Origin of the sequence: Shewanella sp. SM20 (assembly GCF_025654545.1) — a bacterium.
Classification (GTDB): Bacteria; Pseudomonadota; Gammaproteobacteria; order Enterobacterales; family Shewanellaceae; genus Shewanella; species Shewanella oncorhynchi.
The window spans coordinates 1-20,633 of sequence record NZ_JAKKRK010000060.1 but is presented as its reverse complement, the minus strand read 5'-3'; the positions used below and the strand labels follow the sequence as shown (position 1 = coordinate 20,633).

General features: G+C 48.2%; 18 protein-coding genes. 14 read left to right on the top strand and 4 right to left on the bottom strand.

Features of this window, described 5'->3' with window-relative positions; translation table 11 throughout:
• Positions 1–88: 88 nt before the first annotated feature.
• The 5 genes from L5M18_RS19715 (at position 89) to nrfD (ending at position 5,564) form a co-directional block, all read left to right on the top strand.
• A complete protein-coding gene (locus L5M18_RS19715) occupies positions 89–571 on the top strand; it encodes an SRPBCC family protein (RefSeq protein ID WP_131524358.1) in 483 nt (160 codons plus the stop codon).
• Positions 572–675: 104 nt separating this feature from the next.
• Positions 676–1,323 carry a pentapeptide repeat-containing protein gene (locus tag L5M18_RS19710; protein ID WP_263198337.1) on the top strand — a complete coding sequence of 216 codons (648 nt, stop codon included), beginning with the start codon at positions 676–678 and terminating at the stop codon, positions 1,321–1,323.
• A 429-nt stretch (positions 1,324–1,752) separates the two neighbouring features.
• Entirely contained in the window at positions 1,753–4,035 is a 2,283-nt protein-coding gene (phsA, locus tag L5M18_RS19705; RefSeq protein ID WP_263198335.1) for a thiosulfate reductase PhsA, read from the top strand.
• Positions 4,036–4,047: 12 nt separating this feature from the next.
• Complete coding sequence (locus L5M18_RS19700; RefSeq protein WP_006083218.1) at positions 4,048–4,614, top strand: 4Fe-4S dicluster domain-containing protein; 567 nt, start codon at positions 4,048–4,050, stop codon at positions 4,612–4,614.
• Positions 4,615–4,616: 2 nt separating this feature from the next.
• Positions 4,617–5,564, top strand: a complete 948-nt coding sequence (gene nrfD / locus L5M18_RS19695; RefSeq protein WP_105251317.1) for an NrfD/PsrC family molybdoenzyme membrane anchor subunit — start codon at positions 4,617–4,619, stop codon at positions 5,562–5,564.
• Between the two features lie 106 nt (positions 5,565–5,670).
• Here the strand turns inward: nrfD and L5M18_RS19690 are convergent, their stop codons facing one another.
• Together L5M18_RS19690 and metJ are read right to left on the bottom strand one after the other, a co-directional pair.
• Positions 5,671–6,414: a sulfite exporter TauE/SafE family protein gene (locus L5M18_RS19690; protein WP_263198332.1), complete on the bottom strand. Its 744-nt coding sequence runs from the start codon at positions 6,412–6,414 to the stop codon at positions 5,671–5,673.
• Positions 6,415–6,495: 81 nt separating this feature from the next.
• On the bottom strand, positions 6,496–6,810 hold the full coding sequence (gene metJ, locus L5M18_RS19685) for a met regulon transcriptional regulator MetJ (protein WP_006083215.1): 315 nt from the start codon (positions 6,808–6,810) through the stop codon (positions 6,496–6,498).
• Between the two features lie 212 nt (positions 6,811–7,022).
• Between metJ and metB the strand changes: the two genes are divergently transcribed.
• From metB to metF, 3 genes are all read left to right on the top strand, one after another.
• Complete coding sequence (gene metB, locus L5M18_RS19680) at positions 7,023–8,186, top strand: cystathionine gamma-synthase (protein WP_263198331.1); 1,164 nt, start codon at positions 7,023–7,025, stop codon at positions 8,184–8,186.
• An 11-nt stretch (positions 8,187–8,197) separates the two neighbouring features.
• Positions 8,198–10,591, top strand: coding sequence for a bifunctional aspartate kinase/homoserine dehydrogenase II (locus tag L5M18_RS19675; protein WP_263198329.1), 2,394 nt, complete (start codon positions 8,198–8,200; stop codon positions 10,589–10,591).
• Between the two features lie 217 nt (positions 10,592–10,808).
• Positions 10,809–11,696, top strand: coding sequence for a methylenetetrahydrofolate reductase (gene metF / locus L5M18_RS19670; RefSeq protein WP_006083212.1), 888 nt, complete (start codon positions 10,809–10,811; stop codon positions 11,694–11,696).
• A gap of 56 nt (positions 11,697–11,752) precedes the next feature.
• Here metF and L5M18_RS19665 read toward each other — a convergent pair whose 3' ends face one another.
• A complete protein-coding gene (locus L5M18_RS19665; protein WP_263198348.1) occupies positions 11,753–13,654 on the bottom strand; it encodes a methyl-accepting chemotaxis protein in 1,902 nt (633 codons plus the stop codon).
• A 223-nt stretch (positions 13,655–13,877) separates the two neighbouring features.
• Between L5M18_RS19665 and slyA the strand changes: the two genes are divergently transcribed.
• The 6 genes from slyA to L5M18_RS19635 all read left to right on the top strand — a co-directional run bounded on the left by slyA (position 13,878) and on the right by L5M18_RS19635 (position 20,083).
• A complete protein-coding gene (gene slyA / locus L5M18_RS19660) occupies positions 13,878–14,351 on the top strand; it encodes a transcriptional regulator SlyA (protein ID WP_105251323.1) in 474 nt (157 codons plus the stop codon).
• Positions 14,352–14,359: 8 nt separating this feature from the next.
• Complete coding sequence (locus tag L5M18_RS19655) at positions 14,360–15,418, top strand: HlyD family secretion protein (protein WP_263198325.1); 1,059 nt, start codon at positions 14,360–14,362, stop codon at positions 15,416–15,418.
• 212 nt (positions 15,419–15,630) lie between these two features.
• Positions 15,631–16,659, top strand: a complete 1,029-nt coding sequence (locus L5M18_RS19650) for a DUF2955 domain-containing protein (protein ID WP_113940046.1) — start codon at positions 15,631–15,633, stop codon at positions 16,657–16,659.
• Between the two features lie 225 nt (positions 16,660–16,884).
• Complete coding sequence (locus tag L5M18_RS19645; protein WP_263198323.1) at positions 16,885–17,508, top strand: c-type cytochrome; 624 nt, start codon at positions 16,885–16,887, stop codon at positions 17,506–17,508.
• 10 nt (positions 17,509–17,518) lie between these two features.
• Positions 17,519–18,586 carry a c-type cytochrome gene (locus tag L5M18_RS19640; protein WP_263198322.1) on the top strand — a complete coding sequence of 356 codons (1,068 nt, stop codon included), beginning with the start codon at positions 17,519–17,521 and terminating at the stop codon, positions 18,584–18,586.
• A gap of 843 nt (positions 18,587–19,429) precedes the next feature.
• Positions 19,430–20,083 carry a hypothetical protein gene (locus tag L5M18_RS19635; RefSeq protein WP_263198321.1) on the top strand — a complete coding sequence of 218 codons (654 nt, stop codon included), beginning with the start codon at positions 19,430–19,432 and terminating at the stop codon, positions 20,081–20,083.
• Between the two features lie 309 nt (positions 20,084–20,392).
• Here L5M18_RS19635 and L5M18_RS19630 read toward each other — a convergent pair.
• The coding region (locus tag L5M18_RS19630; protein ID WP_263148716.1) for an integrase core domain-containing protein at positions 20,393–20,633 on the bottom strand (241 nt) is incomplete at its 5' end.

Below are 20,633 nucleotides of genomic sequence, written 5' to 3'. Positions count from 1 at the left end.
AGGGCTGTATTTTAGCGCGCTGATGTGCGAGCTTATGACGTAGCTGCAGCCGACAAGACCATCAAGCCAAATATCCAATGGAGGGAATATGAGCACAAGTCAGCATGTACATAATGATAATCAACGAGAGCTAGTATTAGAGCGGATTATCGATGCGCCGCCAGAAAAGCTGTTCCGCGCGTGGACCGAGCCAGAGCTCCTCAAAATTTGGTTTACGCCAAGGCCGTGGACTGTGGCTAGCGCGAGCTTAGATGTGCGTGCCGGTGGTTCAAATGTGATCGTGATGCGCAGCCCTGAGGGACAGGATTTCCCGAATCGTGGCGTGTATCTCGAGGTGGTTGAGAATGAGCGCATCGTATTTACCGATGCCTTTACTGAGGCTTGGGTGCCGTCCGATAAAGCCTTTATGACGGCAACCATCATGTTTGAACCTATAGATGGTAAGACCAAGTACACTGCGCGGGTGCTGCATTGGAATAGCGAAGATAGGCAGAATCATGAGGATATGGGGTTTTATCAGGGGTGGTCTAAGGCGACCGATCAGCTTGAGGAACTCGTCGCGAGCATTTAGCCGGCGAGTCTCAAGCCTCGTATCAGAGAGTCAATAATAAGCAGTACCTAGCCCAATTGCCCTGCATATTTTATTGCTGGGGATTGGGCAGGATTAGAGGTGTTATGTCGTCACAGAAAGAAGTGCCACAGCTTGCGCCATCGCAACTCGCGCAAAGCGCGGCTTTGCAAGGCAATAGTTTTTTATCAAAACAGTTCAATGGCTTGTCGGAATTAGCACAAGATCTACAGGGCATAGAGTTCGAGGATTGCTGCTTTCAAGATTGCCATTTTAGCGAGAGCACTTTCCGTAAATGCAAGTTTATCGATTGCCGCTTTGTGCGTTGCAACTTAAGTTTAGTGAAAGTGCCCCAGTGTCAGTTCAGCGGGGTGGAGTTTGAAGAATGTAAGTTAGTCGGTATCGATTGGACCCGCGCCGCGTGGTCGCGTTTATCCTTTGCCGCGCCCTTTTCCTTTAAGCAATCCATCTTAAATGATTGCTCATTTTTAGGTTTGTCCCTCGATGAAATTATCATCGAAGAGTGTAAGGCCCACGATGTCGATTTTCGCGAGGGCAGTTTTAATCAAGCCAATTTCACCTACACGGATTTTAGTCATAGTCTGTTTGGCCGAACTCAATTATTGGAGGCGGATTTCAGCGAGGCATCCAATTACGATATCGACATTTTTAACAATAAAATCAAAGGCGCTAAGTTTAGCCGTGACGAAGCGATTCGGCTGCTCAACTGCCTCGATATAGAATTAATGGATTAAGGATTGTGGTAGGTTTTTACTCAGCTTTTCACTCAGCATAGTGATGCTCATTCCACGAGTGTTATCGCAATTTACTGAGATATCTGTTTTTTTGAAGCCGCCATTTACCCCATCTGGCGGCTTTTTTCTGCTCGTGTTTTAGGACCTATTGATCTTATTCACGTATTTCAAGGTCAGTCCTAGGTTTTAGTTGCGGTAGATCACACCGAGCTTCCCCATGTGGTTTACCACAATACCCACCTACCTCTTTCGGGATAACAATCTCTGTGGATGAGCAGTGTATTCAGCGTATGCCGTGTATTTTGAAGATATGGTGGCGCTGTTTTAACGCTTTATAACTAAAAAAGTAATCAAATCAGTGAGCAAACCTCTGCTCGATGGCGTCCAATGTGGCGACTGACGGGTGGGATGAGCGTGATGGAGGTAACCATGATTGAGCTTAATAGGCGAACCTTTTTAAAGGGAGCAGGAGCGAGCAGCGCCACGTGTGCGCTGGCCAGTCTGCTGCCGGGCAGCTTAGCGGCATTAGAGAATAAGCAGCTAAAGGGCATGGGCAAAGACATTGCCAGTATTTGTGAAATGTGTTCGACTCGCTGCCCAATTTCGGCGCGGGTGATTGAGGGCAAAAACGTCTTCATTAGTGGCAACAAGGCCGCTAAATCCTTTGGCGGTAAAGTGTGTGCCCGTGGCGGCGCAGGCCATAGTTTATTGTACGATCCACAGCGTATCGTTAAACCGTTAAAGCGGGTCGGTGAGCGCGGCGAAGGCAAATGGGCTGAGATCAGTTGGGATGAGGCTTATAAATTAATCGCTGAAAACCTCAATAAAATCAAAAAAGAACATGGCCCAGAAGCCGTGGCATTCTCGTCAAAATCTGGCTCACAAGAAAAGCATTTGTTTCACCTTGCGACCGCCTTTGGTAGTCCAAATACCTTTACCCACGCGTCGACTTGCCCTGGTGGTTATGAAATTGCCGCTAAGGCTATTTTTGGCACTAAGGTTAAACGTGATTTAGGCAATTCAAAATACATCATTAACTTCGGCCATAACCTGTACGAAGGCATCAATATGTCCGAAACCCGCGGCATGATGGCGGCGCAAATGGACAAAGGTGCCAAGCTGGTGGTGTTCGAGCCAAGATTCTCCGTCGTGGCCGATAAAGCCGATGAATGGTATGCCATTCGCCCCGGTACCGACGTAGCCGTCGCCTTGGCGTTATGCCATGTATTGATTGAAGATAATCTTTACGACAAGGCATTTGTCGTGCGTTATGTGGAAGGCTTCGAAGCCTTTGCCGCCGAAGTGAAAGCTTATACCCCTGAATGGGCGGAAACCATCTCCGATGTGCCTGCCAAAGACATTCGTCGTATCGCACACGAATATGCTGCTAAAGCGCCCCATGCTGTGGTCGATTTTGGTCACAGAGCCACCTTTACCACCGAAGAGTTTGAGATGCGCCGCGCCCTTTACGCCGCTAACGTCTTGATTGGTAATATTGAGCGTAAGGGCGGGATTTATATCGGCCAGAAACCCGGTGATTACAACAAGCTTGCCGGTGAAGCGGTTGCGCCCGTATTGGCAAAACCTGGCGTGAAAGACATGCCAAAACCAGCAGCGAAACGTATCGATCAGGTGGAAGAACAGTACGCCATGATGTGGACATCGGGCGGCGTTTACCAAACCATTCTCGATGCCACCTTAAGCGCAGTGCCCTACCAGTTACACGGCTGGGTGATGTCACGCACTAACCCAATGCAAACCATGACAGACAGAGCACGCGTTGTTGAAGCGATGAAAAAGCTCGACTTTATCGCCGTGTGTGATGTGTATATCAGCGAAACCGCCGCCTATGCGGACGTGATTTTACCTGAGTCGACTTATCTTGAACGTGATGAAGAAATTGCTGATAAGTCAGGTAAAAATCCGGCCTATTATGTGCGCCAACGGGTCGTTGAAACCTTAGGTGATACTAAGCCTTCTTGGCAGATCTTTAAGGATGTGGGTGTGGCTATGGGCCTTGGCGAGTTCTATCCATGGGAAAACATGGAAACCCTGCAAATGCTGCAGGTGAACCGCGACACTGACCTGCTGCGCCGGATCAAAGACGAAGGTTTTGTGAGCTTTGGTAAGCCAATTATGTTGTGCGAGCCTAAGATGGTTGCCGAGTTTATTAAGGCATACTCCAATGCTCGACCTGCCGATGAAGACGGCACTTACGCCAGCGCACTGACCTTTAAAACCCCGAGTGGCAAAATTGAACTCACTTCCGCGAAAGTGGAAGCCATGGCACCAGGCCGTGGGGTGATCAAGTTCCGCGAAGTGAATCTTAAAAAAGCAGATGAGTTGTACTTTATCCAAGGCAAAGTGGCGGTGCACACCAATGGCGCCACCCACAATGTGCCTATGCTCGCTAACCTGATGTCGGATAACGCTGTGTGGGTTCACCCCGTTACTGCGGGCAAGTTAGGCATCAGCAATGGCGACCCAATCCGCCTCACCAGCAGTGTTGGCACAGAAGAAGGCCATGCCTTAGTCACACCGGGCATTCGCCAAGATACTGTGTTTGCTTACATGGGCTTTGGTTCTAAAAACAAAGAGTTGGTCAGAGCAACGGGCAAAGGTATCCACTGCGGTAACTTACTGCCGCACGTTACTGCTCCTGTGTGTGGCATGACAGTGCACACCACGGGCGTCACGCTGGCAAAGCGCTAATCGGAGGCTTAAATGAATAAACGATATGTAATGGTGCACGACGAGAATAAGTGCATCGGCTGCCAAGCTTGTAACGTGGCGTGTCGCAGTGAAAATGGTGTACCCGAAGGCGTAACTCGTCTGCAAGTGCGTGTGGAAGGCCCCTTTGGTGAGATGCCCAATCTGCATTTCAAATATCACAGGGTATCTTGCCAGCAATGTGAAGATGCACCCTGCGTTAAAGTGTGCCCAACAGGCGCGGCCTATGTGGGTGAAGATGGCATTATCTCTATCCATACCGAGAAGTGTGTCGGCTGTATGTACTGTGTGGCAGCGTGCCCCTATAAAGTGCGCTTTATGAACCCAGAAACCAAGGCGGCGGATAAGTGTAACTTCTGTAAAGACAGTCGTTTAGCGCGGGGCGAAGAGCCAGCGTGTGTGACTGTGTGTCCAACCGATGCCTTAGTGTTTGGTGATGCTAATGATCCACGCAGTGAAGTGGCCATCATGCTCAACACTAAAATCACTTACCAAGATAAAACCCATTTGGGCACTAAACCTAGGGTATATCGCGTTCCTACCAAAAGAGGGGGGATTTGATTATGAACAATACTTGGGGCGACATGGCGCAATATGATCCTGTCACTTGGCACTGGGTCATCGCCGTTTACCTGTTTATGGCGGGGTTATCCGCGGGCAGTTTACTGATTGGCATTGGTTTGCGCTGGGCGAATAAGGAACTCAGCGCGGGAGCTGAAAGCAGCATTCTTAAGGCGGCAGCCATTATTGGGCCTGTAGCAATTAGCTTAGGTCTAGCTTGTTTAGTGTTTGACTTAACCAAACCATTCCACTTTTGGTTGATCTTAATTCACTATAACTTCCAGTCTGTGATGGCAATCGGGGTGCTGGCGCTGCTGGCGTATTCTCCCTTGGCCTTTGCATACGCCATTATTGTGCTGCGGGATGACTTACCAAAATGGGGTTTGGGTTTCCTAACACCTATCGCTAAGTTACTTATGCCATTTCGAAAGCTGATTGAAGTATTGTTGTTTGTCCTCGCCATTGGCGTAGGGGCTTACACTGGCTTCTTAATTTCGGCGATGAATGCCTATCCTATGCTCAACACTGCGGTACTGCCTGCGCTGTTTTTAGTGTCAGGTCTATCGGCGGGCGCTGCGGCAAATGCGGTACTGGCGTTGCTGATGTTTAAGACGGACAGCCACGACAAAACCTTAGTGAAGATGCACGGTTTAGAATTGCCTGTGATGGCGATTGAAATTTTGTTCCTGTTCATGTTGTTCTGCGCCTTGTACTTCAAGGGCGGCGCGGCGGCTGCGGCCTTAGCATCGTTAACTTCTGGGTTATGGGCAAGCGTGTTCTGGATAGGCGTTGTCGGTATAGGTTTTGGTATTCCATTGCTGTTTATGCTGCTACCCGCCGCGACTCGCCACACTAAGGGCGCGATGATCATGGTGGCTTGTGCGAGCTTAACGGGCGTACTCGCCTTAAGACACTTTATTGTGTACGCAGGGCAAAGCTATTTAAGCTGAGTGTAATCTAGCTTTACATATTGATAGATAAAGAAAAAGCACTGGCAATGTCAGTGCTTTTTTATTGTTTGAATCTTGAGAAGGTTTGCCAGTACAAGCAGGACGCTTATTGGGGTAATAACTCAATAACCGACTTCACCGTTAGCACTAAGGCGCTGATACTGCACAGGACTAACGTTGCCATCTTTGTCTTCTCTTTATCGACACGGCCCACTAATCGTCCTGCGACTAAGTAACCTAAAATCACTGAGGGGAGCAGCATCAACGACAGCCACAGATGTTTTAATTCTAATAAGCCAGTGATCGCTAAAATGATCAGTGCAATCATGGAGCTAAAAATGAAGAAGGCCGACAGGGCTGCACGAAACTGCGAGGCATCTTTGCCTGCCAACAAAATCGCCATCGGCGGGCCACCAATCGCGGCGATATTGCCGAAGATCCCTGAAACCACGCCCGCACCGAAGAGGGTTTTCTTATTCACTGGCAGGCTGAATTTATACAGGCTGAGGATCACTGCGACAGTCACAATAGCGGCGATGGATAAACCGAGTATGGGTTGAGGCGCAAACAGTAATAAACTCGCGCCGATAAAACCACCGGGCACGCGGCCTATGAGCGCATATTGCAAGCCATTGAATTCTAAGTGACCGCGTTCACGCACTAAGGTCAGCAGGGCGATGGAGAAACCCATAGCAATAACAGGCGCAGGTACAAGTTGTGGATCGACGATATACAGCAAAGGACTGGCGACAACCGCTAGGCCAAACCCAATCAGGCTCTGGGTTAAGGCGCCAAGAAACACAATCAGTGAGGCCAGGGCGAGAGTCTGTGGATCTATCATAGAAAACATAGGATTCCATATAAACAAAAAGGGATCGTTAACGATCCCTATTGATGAGCACTGTGATGTAACTTTGCCAGCGACAAGTCGCTATTCCATGTCTTCCCACTCGATCCCCATCTCGTCCATCAGCAACTTGGCTTCGGCGGGAATGCTGTCTGGGCTATCTTTTGACAGATCTTCATCGTTAGGCAATGGCTGGCCAGTGTAGGCGTGCAAAAATGCCTCACACAACAGCTCGCTGTTGGTGGCGTGACGCAAATTATTGACCTGACGACGAGTTCGTTCGTCCGTAAGGACCTTAAGCACTTTGAGCGGAATAGACACAGTAATTTTTTTTACTTGTTCATTCTTCTTGCCATGTTCAGCATAGGGGCTGATGTATTCCCCATTCCATTCAGTCATTGACTCACCTGTTATAACGCTAAATTCGGGGCAGATTTTAAACCCTTACAAAGAACAGTCAAATTATTGCTACTATTTCTTTGTGATTGCAAACAGATTTCTTTATGTTCAGACGTCTAAACGTCTTCACGCCTATTGACGATAGCGTTGGGCTTAGGTACATTTAGACGTCCAGACATCTCTATCAGTCTACCGAATTTAGGAGTCCACCCATGGCAGAGCGTCAATTAGCCACACTGGCAGTGCGTCAGGGTATCGAAAGCGATACTCAATATGGCGCAGTTGTGCCACCGATTTATTTGTCGACTAATTACGCCTTCGATGGTCATAAAAATCCCCGCGAATTCGATTACAGTCGTTCAGGCAACCCAACACGCTGCATTTTAGGCGAAGCATTAGCGCAATTAGAAAAGGGCGCCACTGGGATAGTGACGTGCACTGGCATGGCGGCCATCACCTTAGTGACGACCTTGCTCGGCCCCGATGACCTATTGGTTGTGCCCCATGATTGCTATGGCGGTTCCTACCGTTTATTTACCAACTTGGCGAAGAAAGGCCAGTTTAAGCTCATTGTGGTCGACCAAACCGACAGCCAAGCGTTAGCCGCCGCTATTGCGCAGAATCCTAAGATGGTGTGGCTCGAAACCCCATCAAACCCGTTATTGCGTGTGGTGGATATCGAAGCCATTGCTAAGGCGAGCCATGGTGTCGGCGCGCTGGTGGTGGTCGATAACACCTTTTTATCGCCGATATTGCAACAACCCCTATTGTTAGGCGCGGATATCGTTATCCACTCCACCACTAAATATATCAATGGTCACAGCGATGTGGTCGGCGGCGCTGTGGTCGCCAAAGACGCGCAAATCGGCGAAAGCTTACATTGGTGGTCGAACACTCTAGGCTTAACGGGGTCAGCCTTCGACAGTTATCTGACCCTGCGCGGCCTACGTACCTTAGCTGTGCGTATTCGCGAGCATCAAGCCAATGCCCAGCGTATTATTGAGTTATTAACGCAAAGCCCTGTGGTGAGTAAAGTCTATTACCCAGGGCTTGCGGATCATCCAGGTCACGCCATTGCGGCCAAGCAACAACAGGGCTTTGGCGCTATGCTGAGCTTTGAGCTCAAAGGCGGCGAGGCCGAAGTGGTGGCCTTTTTAGGTGCACTCAGCTTATTTAGCGTGGCGGAAAGTTTAGGTGGCGTCGAAAGTTTAGTGGCAGTGCCCGCCACTATGACCCACAGAGCCATGGAGCCGCAAGCGCGCTTCGAGGCTGGTATTAAGGACACCCTATTGCGTCTATCGGTGGGTATTGAAGATGCCGCCGATTTAGTTGCAGATATTCAAGCAGGATTAGCCGCCGTTGCGGCTTGTCAGTAGAGGAATAATAGATGGCACGTTGTCACTTACATAAATTTGGTGGCTCCAGTTTAGCGGATGCCGATTGTTATCGCCGAGTCGCCCATATCCTGTTAACCCACGGTCATAGTGATGATCTCGTGGTGGTCTCTGCGGCGGGTAAAAGCACGAATTTCCTGTATAAATTATTAGCGCTGCGTGATGCGGGTCAGCTATGGCAAGAAGAATTACAAGTGCTGATCAGCTACCAACAGGGGTTGATTGAGCAGTTGTTGTCGAATGAACAAGCCCGCGATCTGCGTGAGCGTTTGGCCACAGATAAAGCGCAACTCATCAGCTTGTTGTCCTTAGATGAGCGCAACGAATACCAAATCAATCATGTGGTGAGCTTTGGCGAACGTTGGTCGGCACGTTTAATGGCGGCGCTACTGCGCGAATCTGGCGTGGCGGCAAGCCATGTGGATGCCTGTTCAATTTTAGTGGCCGATGAAGCCGCTGTACCGCAAATTCGGGTACAAGAATCCCGCGCTAAAGTACAAGCCCTATTAGCCGCGCATCCCAATGAACGCTTAGTGATCACAGGTTTTATCTGCGCTAACGAGCGTGGCGATACCCTATTACTTGGCCGTAATGGTTCAGATTTTAGCGCCAGCCTGATTGCTAGTCTCGCCGATATCGAGCGCGTGACCATTTGGACCGATGTGGAAGGGGTGTTCAACGCCGATCCTAATAAAATCAACGATGCCAAGTTACTAAAAAGCATGTCACTTGCCGAAGCCGATCGCCTAGCGCGTTTGGGCTCGCCAGTATTGCATTCGCGCACTCTGCAGCCGTTATTCAATACCGAAGTGAGCTTAGCGGTGCGTTCAAGTTATGCATCGCACACCGACTTCACCTTAATCGCACCCCACAGTTCGTCGGCGAGCGCGCCTGTGGTGACTAATCTCAATGCTGTCGTCCTGTTTGGCTTTAAACTCACGGGGGAGTTAACTCGTTTATTAGATTTATTGATTGCCGCGGGTTTAACGCCATTGGCCCATTGGACCTCAGCCCACCAAAGGGTTGAGCTTGCCTATACCGCTGAAAATCAAAAACAAGTGCAAAGATTGCTCGATGCCGAGGCAGAAGCTTTAGGGATCAGCGATCAGCAGATCAATACCGATCTCGGTTTAGTCGCATTAGTCAGTGCCGATGCCGAACATTATCGCCGCAGCTTCGCGCGTTTACTGAGCCGTGATGCTAAACCTTTGTTCAGTGGCGATTTAAGTTTAGTGACGCTGGTGCCTCAGTCACAGGTGAATTTGTTAACCCAAAAAGTCCACCGTCGCTGCGCTGGCCCGCGTAAACGCATTGGCGTCCTGCTGCTCGGTGTGGGTAATATCGGTGAGGCTTGGATCGATCTGTTTAAGTCGGTTTCACCATCACTGGACCATGAACTCGAAGCCAGTGTTGAGTTAGTCGGTTTAGTCAGTTCGAGTAAAGCCTTGATTAAATCCACTGGGATTAATCTTGCCGCGTGGCAAACAGAGTTTAATACTGAAGCAACGCCTTGGCAGTATGAACATTTATTCGAGCAATTAGAGCAAGTTAACTGCGATGAGCTGGTGGCCTTAGATATCAGTGCCAGCGCCAGTTTGACGCTGCAATATCCAGAATTGTTCGAGCGTGGCATCCATGTGGTGAGCGCGAATAAACTTGCGGGCTCGGGTCCACTGCCTTTCTATCGAGAGTTAAAGCAGCAACTGGGTAATCGTCGCTTATTTTGGCGCTATAACGCCAGTTGTGGCGCAGGTTTACCCATCCAACATGCGCTAAATGATCTGCGTAACAGCGGTGATAGCGTTGAAGCGGTAGGTGGGATTTTCTCTGGCACCTTGTGTTGGTTGTTTGAGAAATACGATACCAGCAAGCCTTTCTCTGAATTAGTGATTGAAGCCAGAGGTTTATGCATCACTGAACCCGATCCCCGCGATGATCTCTCCGGCCGTGATATGCAGCGTAAACTGCTTATTTTGGCCCGTGAAATAGGCCTTGAAATCGAGCTTGAAGATATTGAACTGCGCTCACTCGTACCAGCCGCTTTGGCGGATATTCCCTTAGATCAATTTCTCACCCGCATTGCCGAATTAGATGCCGATCTGCTGCAACAGTATGGTGCGGCGGCGGAGCAAAATAAGGTGCTCAGATATGTGGCATCCTTAGACAACAGCGGTCCAGAGCTCAAGGCCGAAGTGGGTTTGCAGTGGATTGACACCCATCACCCTTACGCCAACTTAACCCCTGGTGATAATGTGTTTGTGATCCGCAGTGTCTTCTACCAAGGTAATCCGCTGATCATCCGTGGACCAGGCGCAGGACGCGAAGTGACAGCGGCGGCGGTGCAGTCGGATCTGACTCAGATCTGTCGCGATCTGCTGCAGGAATAACGCGTTATCAAGCTTCTTAAAGGACTCATTCGAGTCCTTTTTTATTGGCTAGAATAAATCTATTGAATTAACCGAGATTAAATGCGGTTTATGGGTATTTTTGGGCTTGACTTACATCTCAGTTTCTCTAGTATATGGACATATAGACGTCCAAACGTCCATTTGAACGAATTCATACTAGCAAAGAGTAGCGCCAAGGGCGGTTGAGGAAATACACATGGCTTTTCATCACGCACAACATTCACAATCGCTGAACCAGAGCTTGTCTGAGCTTAATGGCGATATTAATGTTTCTTTTGAGTTTTTCCCGCCATCGACCCCCGAAATGGAACAGATACTGTGGAACTCTATTCGTCGTTTAGAGCCGCTTAATCCTAAGTTTGTGTCTGTGACTTACGGTGCTAACTCAGGCGTGCGCGACCGCACTCACGGCGTGATTGAACGTATCCAACAGGAAACCGACCTCGTTGCCGCGCCGCACTTAACCTTAGTGGATGCCAGCGATGAAGAGCTATTAGAACTGGCTAAGCATTACTGGAAATCGGGCATTCGTGACATAGTGGCACTGCGGGGCGATTTGCCTGCGGGTAGCCCTAAGCCAACCCGTTTTGCGGTGGATTTAGTGCGTTTACTGCGCTCTGTGGCCGACTTTGATATTTCCGTTGCGGCTTATCCAGAAGTGCATCCCGATGCGAGCAACGCACAGGCGGATTTGATCAACCTTAAGCGTAAGATTGATGCGGGCGCTAGCCGTGCCATTACCCAGTTTTTCTTCGATGTGGAATCTTACCTGCGCTTTCGTGACCGCTGCGTTGCCGCAGGTATCGACGTTGAAATCGTGCCAGGTATCTTACCTGTGACTAACTTTACCCAGTTAAAACGTTTCGCGGGCATGACCAATGTGTCGTTACCGGGCTGGCTACACAAGCAATTCGATGGTTTAGAAAACGATGCCGGTACACGCCAATTGGTGGGCGCAAACGTGGCCATCGACATGGTGAAAGTGCTGTCCCGCGAAGGCGTGAAGGATTTCCATTTTTACACCTTAAATCGCGCCGAATTGACCTACGCGATTTGCCACACTTTAGGCGTGCGTCCTAAATAAAACTTTATAAAATAAGCTAATAAAAACGCCGCAGAGAATGCGGCGTTTTGTTTTGTTTAAATTCTAAATTGAGCTAATAAAGTTGTTAAACGGGCTGCGAGTTGGGCAAGTTCATCGCCAGCGCGTGCGGTTTGTACCGCACTATCTGTCGCATTGGTCGCAATATCATTGATGTTATTAACATTTTTATTAATCTCAGCCGAAACCGCACATTGCTCATTTGCAGCGCTGGCGATCTGGATATTCATCTGGCTAATGGTGGAAACCGCATGGGTAATGGCTTCGAGTGCTTCACCCGCTTGGTGAACTTGGGATACACAGCTTTGGGTGGTGCGGGTGCTGGTTTCCATCGCATTGACTGTAGACTTAGCTTTATGCTGAAGCGCTTCGATCATCTGCTGAATTTCTGCCGTAGATGCTTGAGTGCGACTCGCCAGAGTGCGTACTTCATCGGCAACGACTGCAAACCCTCGACCTTGTTCTCCCGCCCTTGCGGCTTCAATTGCCGCATTGAGTGCGAGTAAATTAGTTTGGTCGGCAATATTACGGATAACTACAAGTACAGAATCGATTTCAGCGGTATTACGCTCTAATTCATTGATTTCAATCGCTGCTGTGGCTATTTCCTCGGCCAGTATGGCGATAGTGGTTACCACTTTTTGTACAACCAATTTGCCTTGTTCGGTTGAGTCATTGGCATGATTGGCTGCATCGGCCGCATCGGTCGCGTTATGGGCAACTTCTTGTACCGTTGCGGCCATTTCATTCATTGCGGTGGCAACTTGCTCGGTTTCGAGGTGCTGACGACTCGCCATCTTCTGGGTTTCCCGCGTAATGCTCGACATTTCTTCAGCAGAGGTGGCGAGCAGGCTTGTTGAGTCGGCGACGTGGGAAACTGTGTTGTGAATTTTTTCTACAAAGCGGTTGAATGCCATCGATAATTCAGCAATTTCATCCTTACCTTTTACCGCGATTCTGCGGGTTAAATCGCCTTCACCTTCAGCGATATCATTCATGGCTTGGGTGGTTTCAGCGATAGGGCGAGTAATCCCTTTGGCAATAAACCAAGCAATGGCAGTTCCAATGACCAGAGCCACTAAACCGATAAGGATCAACTTAAGGCGAATATCCGCTATCGCTTGTTCTGAATGGGTTCTATCCATCGCAATATCGAGTACGCCAAACACGTTTCCTGAGTAATCTTTTATGGCATTGCGATACAGGGCGTAGGTTTTGTTATTTAAGGAAATAGTGCGTATGACTTCATGGCCTTGCATGACGTTATTGAGTTCATCTGCCGCTTGGGTATCAGGCGTGAATGTAGCGCCAAATAACTTGTACCCTGAACCATCTGGCAAGATGAGGGCAATTTCTGCTTGATAGGCTTGTTTAAAATTATCAAAAAAGGGTTGACCGAAGGACATGCCAAACTCAACTGATCCTGTGTGTTGTCCGTTGTAATTCATTGGAACTAAACCACGAATACCTAATCCTTCCACTCCATATTCCAAGCCATAAAGAGGGCGCTTTTGGCTATTTGTTTCCACTATGGTCTTGCGTATGCTGGTGAGATCATCGCCAAATTTTTCGGGACGATGCAAGCGTAGAAAAGAAGTGGCTGGTGGCCTATGAAATTGGAATTGCTGAACCGCAAAATCGCGCTTAAGTTGGGTAAATATAGGTAAGGTACGGGCGGTGAGTTCATCACGCTCGCCTGTTGCAAAGGTGCTTTGAACTTCTGGCGTGAGTGAGATGATGGTTGCCATTGCTTCGGCTAATTTGCCCGATGAGGCTATCTCGGCAACAGCGGTTTCATAGATCTTATGGAGTTCTCTTTGCTCGGATTCTGCAACTTGGCGACTGAATTCAGAGAGAACGAGCGGCATGATAAAGCTCATTACTGTTAACAGTAATAGACAGATCCCAATAACGATCCTCGTACTAATTTTTAGATTTATCAAAACAGCCTCCAATTCATGTGCAAATCAACTCAATTTATCCGTTTGATATTATAGAGATACAACTTGATAAGATTTGAGAGGGCGCGAACCTTTTTAAGTTATTTATTCCCTCTTACGCTCGTTTCGTGCCCTTGGACACAGATCTATTTTGGGCCTAAATATTTACTTAGCATGCTAACTAAGTATAATGCTTAGCACGCTAACTAAGTGGGTGGGCAAGATGCAAAAAGAATTAGAGCGACTAAAAGAGTTATCACTGGCGGAGCATTTAGGTCGTCTGCATCGACTGTGGCGTACCGTGGCCGATGTCGAGCTGGCACCTTTAGGATTAACTCATCCCCGTTGGACTGCCCTATGGAAACTGCTGCGTTTAGGCGACAGTGTTAGCCAAAAAGTATTGGCCGATGCCTTAGAAATTGAATTGGCTTCGCTAATGCGCACCTTAGGGCAATTAGAAGAGCAAGGTTTAGTCGAGCGTCATTGTTGTGACAAAGATAAGCGGGCAAGGATTGTGAGCCTGACGCCAGCGGGATTAGATGTTTTAAAGCAAATGGAAGCGCGGATTATTCAAGTGCGCCGTGAGTTATTAGGCGGGATCAGTGCCGAAGAGTTGAGCGAATTTGAACGCATTATTAGCCTGATCAGCGACAACGCCAGCGCCAAATTAACCAAGGTTACAGACACCCTTTTGTGAGAAAGAAGATGACACCGGATCAACAGTTTGCCCGTTTAGTAAAATTTGCCATGTTTGGCTTTGTGATGGTTTTTGGCTATTTCATGCTGGCCGACACTATGATGCCATTGACGCCTCAAGCCATGGCGACCCGTGTAGTGACTAAAGTGACACCGCAGATCAGCGGTAAAATCCAGACCATAGCCGTGACCAATAACCAAGCGGTTACCAAGGGCGATTTGTTGTTTCAAGTCGATCCCGCGCCCTATGAGTTAGCGGTATCGCAAGCTAAATTGGCCTTAGAGCAAGCCCGTCAAGATAATGCTGAGTTAGATGCCTCGCTACTGGCTGCTAAGGCCGAGGTCAATGCCAATAAAACCACCTCACAACAAAAACGCAGCGAGGCTAAACGTCTCGATGCCCTGTATGCCACCCATGGTGTATCGCAGCAGCAAAAGGAGCTAGCCGATAGTGATGCCGCAGCAGCAGAAGCCAATTTGCTTGCCGCCAATGCCCGTTTAGAAAAACTCAAAGTGAGTCGTGGCAGTTATGGCGAAGAGAATCTTAAAGTGCGTCAGGCGCAAAACCATTTAGCTCAAGCTGAGCTTAATCTGTCTTACACCCAAATACGTGCCGATCAAGATGGGATAGTGACTAACCTGCAGTTAGAAGTCGGTAGTTTTGCGACCGTGGGGCAACCTCTGTTGGCCGTGGTATCGGATAAAGTGGATATTATTGCCGATTTTCGCGAGAAGAGCCTGCGTGGCGTGAATGCTTCTTCGACCGCTTTGATTGCGTTCGATGGTGAACCTGGGCGTTTATATCGGGCGACGGTGAGCAGTGTTGATGCGGGCGTGAGTGCTGGGCAATTCGATGCCAATGGCCGTTTAGCCGCGCCGCAGGAATCGGACCGTTGGGTACGTGATGCCCAAAGATTGAGACTGCATTTGGAGTTAGATGGGATGGCGATGAACAGCTTACCCGCCGGTGCGCGCGCGACCGTGCAACTGCTGCCCGAGAATAGCCTTTTTAGCTTGCTCGCTAAGGTGCAGATTAAAGCAATCAGCCTACTGCACTATATTTACTAGCCTATTTACTAGAATGTTTACTAGCGTATTTACCAGCATATTTATCGGCATATCCATTAGTACTTATCTGTGTTGACGAGCACGAGTGACTCGAGGTGGTTTGTATTTGTCGCGAGTCGCTTGAGTGAACGCTTCAAAGCAACATAAGTGTGCACGTAGCAGAGTTAGTTAAACATCCTCATTTAATGTATCGATAGAACAAGGCGACGAGCATGTTACTACGCCATAGCCCATTGACGGCCAACGATTTACGCCAGTGTTTACGGATTGCGACTGGCGCGACCTTAGGTTTTACCCTGTGTAAAATTTTTGGTTGGAGCAATGGAGTCTTCTTCACTGTGACACCTATGCTACTACTCGGATTAGTGCCAGTGATGAATGGTCATGCTATGCGCCAATTATTAGCTTCATCTGCCATGGCTGGGTTAGAGGTTGGGTTACTCGGCGGTTTCTTTGGCAGCCATCCCGGTATGATGACTCCCATCGTTTTCCTATTATTTTTATACCGCTTTGCGGCCATGTCCCGCGGCAGTTTGTTTCTCTTTGGTGCCAACGGTGTGCTGAGTCTCAGTATCATGCTGCACTTTGCCAGCTATCCAGGGGTTGACTTAAACGACTTAGTTTTCAGTAACTTTTGGGCGACAGCACTTTCAGTTGTTATCGCCTACGCTATGACGGCACTCTGGCCCGATGTTGAACCAAGAGCGGCTTACAAACCTGGGCCTAAGGCGCCGCATCGAATGCGCCACGAAGCCTTGCTCGGCGCGACCATAGCGACGGCATCGTTTCTGGTGTTCCAAATATTTGATCTGCGGGATTCGATGTCGGCTCAAGCGACCACTCTTTTGCTATTGTTTCCCATGCATTGGAATGGTGCACTCGACTATGCCCGTAAGCGCGCCATAGGCACCCTGTTGGGTGTGTCGTTTGGGATACTTGTGCAGTTGCTGCTCTATGATTGGTCTGGGTTATTGATGTTAGTTGTCCCCTTGTTGTGGATTGGACTGATGATTTTTAGCCAAGCCCATGTGCGCGAGGCGAATGGCTCTGGCGTGGGTTTTGGTGCGATGACCACGTTAGGGATTTTGTTTGGGCAGTATTTGACCCCAGGTAACGACTTAATCTTCAGTGCCTTATACCGAGTGAGCAGTATTTTAATCGCTATCGTTGGCACGTTACTTTTATGCTATTTGATACATAAGTTATTGAATCGTTTCGAATCGACGCGATTTGGTTATTGATCAGGCCATTAAGTCTTGAAGGCTTGCAGCTTAACCTTGTACAGAGTAAGGTAAATTTATCCCGTTTGAATTGAACAATAAGTGACTCTTAATGAATGTTAAGGCTCATTTATTGGCTGTTTTAAAAATGAGCGGCTGATTTTAAAATGGGTTTAGTGTGTGAGCACAAACATAAATAACAATAACCCCTATGCTTTAGAGCTTAATTCTCTTCAAGGATAGAACATGAAGATTAAAACATTAGTCATAGGCTTAACGCTATGTAGCGGCTATGCCGCTGCCGCCGAGCCTTCTGACAAACAATCGATGAACGTTATGCCACAAGCTGCGCAGTTATGTGTGTCTTGCCATGGGGCAGGGGGTGAGGGTATTGAACCACTCGGCCCTCGATTAGCGGGATTATCTAAAGAATATATCTCGACACAATTGCAGCATTTCCAAGCGGGCGTTCGCCAAAACGCGACCATGATGCCGATGGCAATGACGCTCCAAGGTGATGGTATTGAGCAAGTGTCGAGCTATTTTTCAGCAAAGCCTGCCAATGACGTCAAGCCTGTTATCCGCGGTGAACAAGTTGTTTTTAATGACGATACCGCCCGTTTAGCCTATCAAGGTGATTGGTCCCGTGGTTTACCAGCCTGCGTGACCTGCCATGGTCCTTCTGCATTAGGTGGTGGCTTATTTCCCCGCTTAGCAGGTCAACAGGCGAGTTATATCAAAACGCAATTATTGGCATGGCAGTCGGGAACACGTAAAGGTGACGTCGATGGCATGATGGGGAGCGTCGCGAATAAGCTCACCGTCACTGAGATTGATGCGTTAGCCAACTACTTTGCGAATTTAAAATAAGGAGCCGGCCATGAAATATTCCGCAATGTTATTACTGGCCGCGATGGGGTCGTTAACCATGCAGGCGAAAGCTGAAACTGAGCCAGTACAAGAACGGCCAGATAAGCAAGCTCCGCTGCCTTCTTTCCCTAAGGTAGCAGATCAAACCTATCTTACCCCTAGACCTTTGAGTGCGATTCCCGAAGGCGCCTTTGGTGACAAAGTGCGTTTGGGTTATCAACTGTTTGTGAATACGCAACAGCTGCGTGATAAGTATGTGGGTAATGAGCTTAACTGTACCAATTGCCATATGGATGCAGGCCGCAAAGCCAACGCATCACCCCTCTGGGGCGCGTATTTTGCTTATCCGGCCTATCGTAAAAAAGACAATAAAGTCAGTAGCTTTGAAGAACGCATCCAAGGTTGTTTTAACTATTCGATGAATGGTAAAGCCCCAGCATCAGGTAGCCCTGAGTTAGTGGCGCTTTCTGCTTACGCTTATTGGTTAGGCATGGGCGGCTTGATGGATGAGGCTAATATCAGTGGCCCTGTTCCTGAGATCAGTGATGCTGAGTTAGTCAAAGGTGCCAAGCGGGATGACTTCCCACTACCAGAGGCATTAGCTAAGGCTATGACAGTTGAGCAACGTGCTAACTTGCCGGGGCGAGCTTATCCTGAGATCCCAAAACCCGAACAAGCCTATTCACCTGAACGGGGTAAAGCCGTGTATGTCGCCCATTGCCAAACTTGTCATGGTGTTGATGGGCAAGGTCAAGCCATTGCGGGTGTGTATGCACTGCCGCCGCTGTGGGGACCTCAAAGTTATAACTGGGGAGCGGGAATGCACAGGGTCAATACTGCCGCATTTTTCATTTATGAAAACATGCCCTTTGGTAAGAGCATGCAGCTGACGAACCAACAGGCTTGGGATGTTGCCGCTTACATCAACTCCCACGAGCGTCCGCAGGATCCGCGTAACAAGGGTGATGTGAAGCAAGCGCAGGAGAAATACCATAATGACAGTGATTACTATGGTCTCACGGTCGATGGCAAAGTCTTAGGCACTGAGTCCTATCCGATTTTTCCTAAGAAGTCATAGTTGAGCCGCTTTTATTCAGTGCTCGTTTGATGAAATAAAGCGAGTAAATAAAGCAGAAAAGCCAGTAAGCCTATAGCCTTGCTGGCTTTTTTATTAATTAGCCCAAGAGTTTAGGCTTGTCATGGCACTTTCTCACCGACACGCAGCTAGTCCATCCGTGGATGCTCGACCGCCCCGTCTGATGTGAAAGGATTCACCAATGCTGTGATGGCATGGATGCCAAAAAGCGGTCATGGGGCGGTCGTCTTGTATAAGGTCAATACGGCCTTACGGTCGAGGTAAATCAAAGTCTTGGAGCTTTGTCCCATACCTGATTATGTATATGTTTAGTCATTGCGGCCTTACGGCCGAGGTGAATCAAGGTCGTGGTGCTTCACCCCACACCCGACCAAGGAGGACTGCTCGTCCTATCCTCCTTGGATGCTCCAAGACGCCCCTAACGGAGTTGAAAGCCCCTTGGGCATTTAGCGTCCTTATGCTATCGCGTCAGACGCTCGTCCCTGATTCGACTGACACTATCTCGGCATCCATGCCTCGATCACGCAACGAACACAAATGCCCTGCGGCAACTCCGAGGGGAGGATGAACTTCTGTAGTCTCGGTGTTGGCTGTTAATCCCAAAAGAGTTGTGCCTATTCCATTTTTCTTGCCACAAAAGGTCGTGATTAGCACACAACATGGATAGCAGTTCTGGGTTTCTCCAAGCTGAAACAGATTGTATTTCGAACTTGATAAGTGCTAATTTACTGAAATATTTGATTTATTATATCAAGCTAACACTTTAAAACAGGGTTTAAACGAGAAGTCTTGGCAATCACGTTATGCATCAAGGAGAATTCAAGCATGGGGTTCTTAAACAGGCTATTTGGCAAAAGGAAAGAACAATCAATTCCAGAGCCTTCTCAAATGATCGAAAAACCATCTGAAAAAGAAATTTTTGAATCACCTTCCATGCTTGCCGCATGGGTAGATGAATTTATTGTTCGATCTTCCAGTGTGGAAGACGATTTTAATCTTGCGCCAGACGAAGATGTCCGAGACAGCTTGAATATAACGTACGAACAAGTCGAACGCCTTGCTAGAGAAGAAGGTTTACTCCGCGCGGTAGGAGCCTGCTTTCTTATAAAGCAATACTATGATGACTCATTCTATTTAAAATATTTCTCTGCAATTTATAAATCTGTTGCTATGCATATGTATTCAGAGCCTACTCCCGATGAAATCCGTGATACCCGAGATGCATTGGAATCGTACGTTAACTTCATTGTCAATCCAGAAGATGAAGAGCTTAAGGAGTTTAAGAGACAATATCTCTATCGAATTTACGATGATAATAATAACTTCTGTAAGTTAATGCTTGCTGGTATTGGATCTCTGCCTATATATACAGCACTTGCTACTTTCGAATTGATGAGAGATGCATATTACAAGGTAACTCAAGGTATACCTTATGAAAGTGCAAAATTGATTGTCGAGGCAATGGAAAAAGTGGAGTGAAGAAAGATCGGACAGGCATAACTCTTTCCGGATTCACTGCCAACACAGTAGTAATAGGAGTTCACCTTCCCCTGCGAAGTTGCCGCGGGGCGTTGGAATAAATTGCGTGAGTCCGGTCATGGATGACCGGCTAGCTTTCGCAGGTGCAGGGACGCATCCTTCGGAAGCGATAGCAATTTGTCCATAAGACCGAGGCCTGTCTCTAATGCATGTAACTTCGCTAGGGGGCGGCAAGGGAGATCCAAGAGGGAATTGCTGTTGATCCCCTATTGGTCGGGTGTGGGTTGAAGACCCACGACTTTGTAGTGGTCAAGTAAAATTGGCCACGATTTTAGAGTCATTCCAATATAAACGTTCTGACTCATTTGGCGTTAACCCACCATTATATTGATGGGGTCTGGTCTCACTGTAATATCCAGTGATGTAATTTGTGATCTCTTTATCTGCTTCTGTAAAATTCCCATAACCATTGGCGGGTATCCACTCAGATTTCAAACTTCTAAAGAAACGCTCCATTGGTGCGTTATCCCAACAATTCCCGCGACGACTC

Coding starts and splice junctions, on each gene's coding strand:
- L5M18_RS19715 (WP_131524358.1), top strand. CDS start 89: ATGAGCACAAGTCAGCATGTACATAATGATAATCAACGAGAGCTAGTA.
- L5M18_RS19710 (WP_263198337.1), top strand. CDS start 676: ATGTCGTCACAGAAAGAAGTGCCACAGCTTGCGCCATCGCAACTCGCG.
- phsA (WP_263198335.1), top strand. CDS start 1,753: ATGATTGAGCTTAATAGGCGAACCTTTTTAAAGGGAGCAGGAGCGAGC.
- L5M18_RS19700 (WP_006083218.1), top strand. CDS start 4,048: ATGAATAAACGATATGTAATGGTGCACGACGAGAATAAGTGCATCGGC.
- nrfD (WP_105251317.1), top strand. CDS start 4,617: ATGAACAATACTTGGGGCGACATGGCGCAATATGATCCTGTCACTTGG.
- L5M18_RS19690 (WP_263198332.1), bottom strand. CDS start 6,414: ATGTTTTCTATGATAGATCCACAGACTCTCGCCCTGGCCTCACTGATT.
- metJ (WP_006083215.1), bottom strand. CDS start 6,810: ATGACTGAATGGAATGGGGAATACATCAGCCCCTATGCTGAACATGGC.
- metB (WP_263198331.1), top strand. CDS start 7,023: ATGGCAGAGCGTCAATTAGCCACACTGGCAGTGCGTCAGGGTATCGAA.
- L5M18_RS19675 (WP_263198329.1), top strand. CDS start 8,198: ATGGCACGTTGTCACTTACATAAATTTGGTGGCTCCAGTTTAGCGGAT.
- metF (WP_006083212.1), top strand. CDS start 10,809: ATGGCTTTTCATCACGCACAACATTCACAATCGCTGAACCAGAGCTTG.
- slyA (WP_105251323.1), top strand. CDS start 13,878: ATGCAAAAAGAATTAGAGCGACTAAAAGAGTTATCACTGGCGGAGCAT.
- L5M18_RS19655 (WP_263198325.1), top strand. CDS start 14,360: ATGACACCGGATCAACAGTTTGCCCGTTTAGTAAAATTTGCCATGTTT.
- L5M18_RS19650 (WP_113940046.1), top strand. CDS start 15,631: ATGTTACTACGCCATAGCCCATTGACGGCCAACGATTTACGCCAGTGT.
- L5M18_RS19645 (WP_263198323.1), top strand. CDS start 16,885: ATGAAGATTAAAACATTAGTCATAGGCTTAACGCTATGTAGCGGCTAT.
- L5M18_RS19640 (WP_263198322.1), top strand. CDS start 17,519: ATGAAATATTCCGCAATGTTATTACTGGCCGCGATGGGGTCGTTAACC.
- L5M18_RS19635 (WP_263198321.1), top strand. CDS start 19,430: ATGGGGTTCTTAAACAGGCTATTTGGCAAAAGGAAAGAACAATCAATT.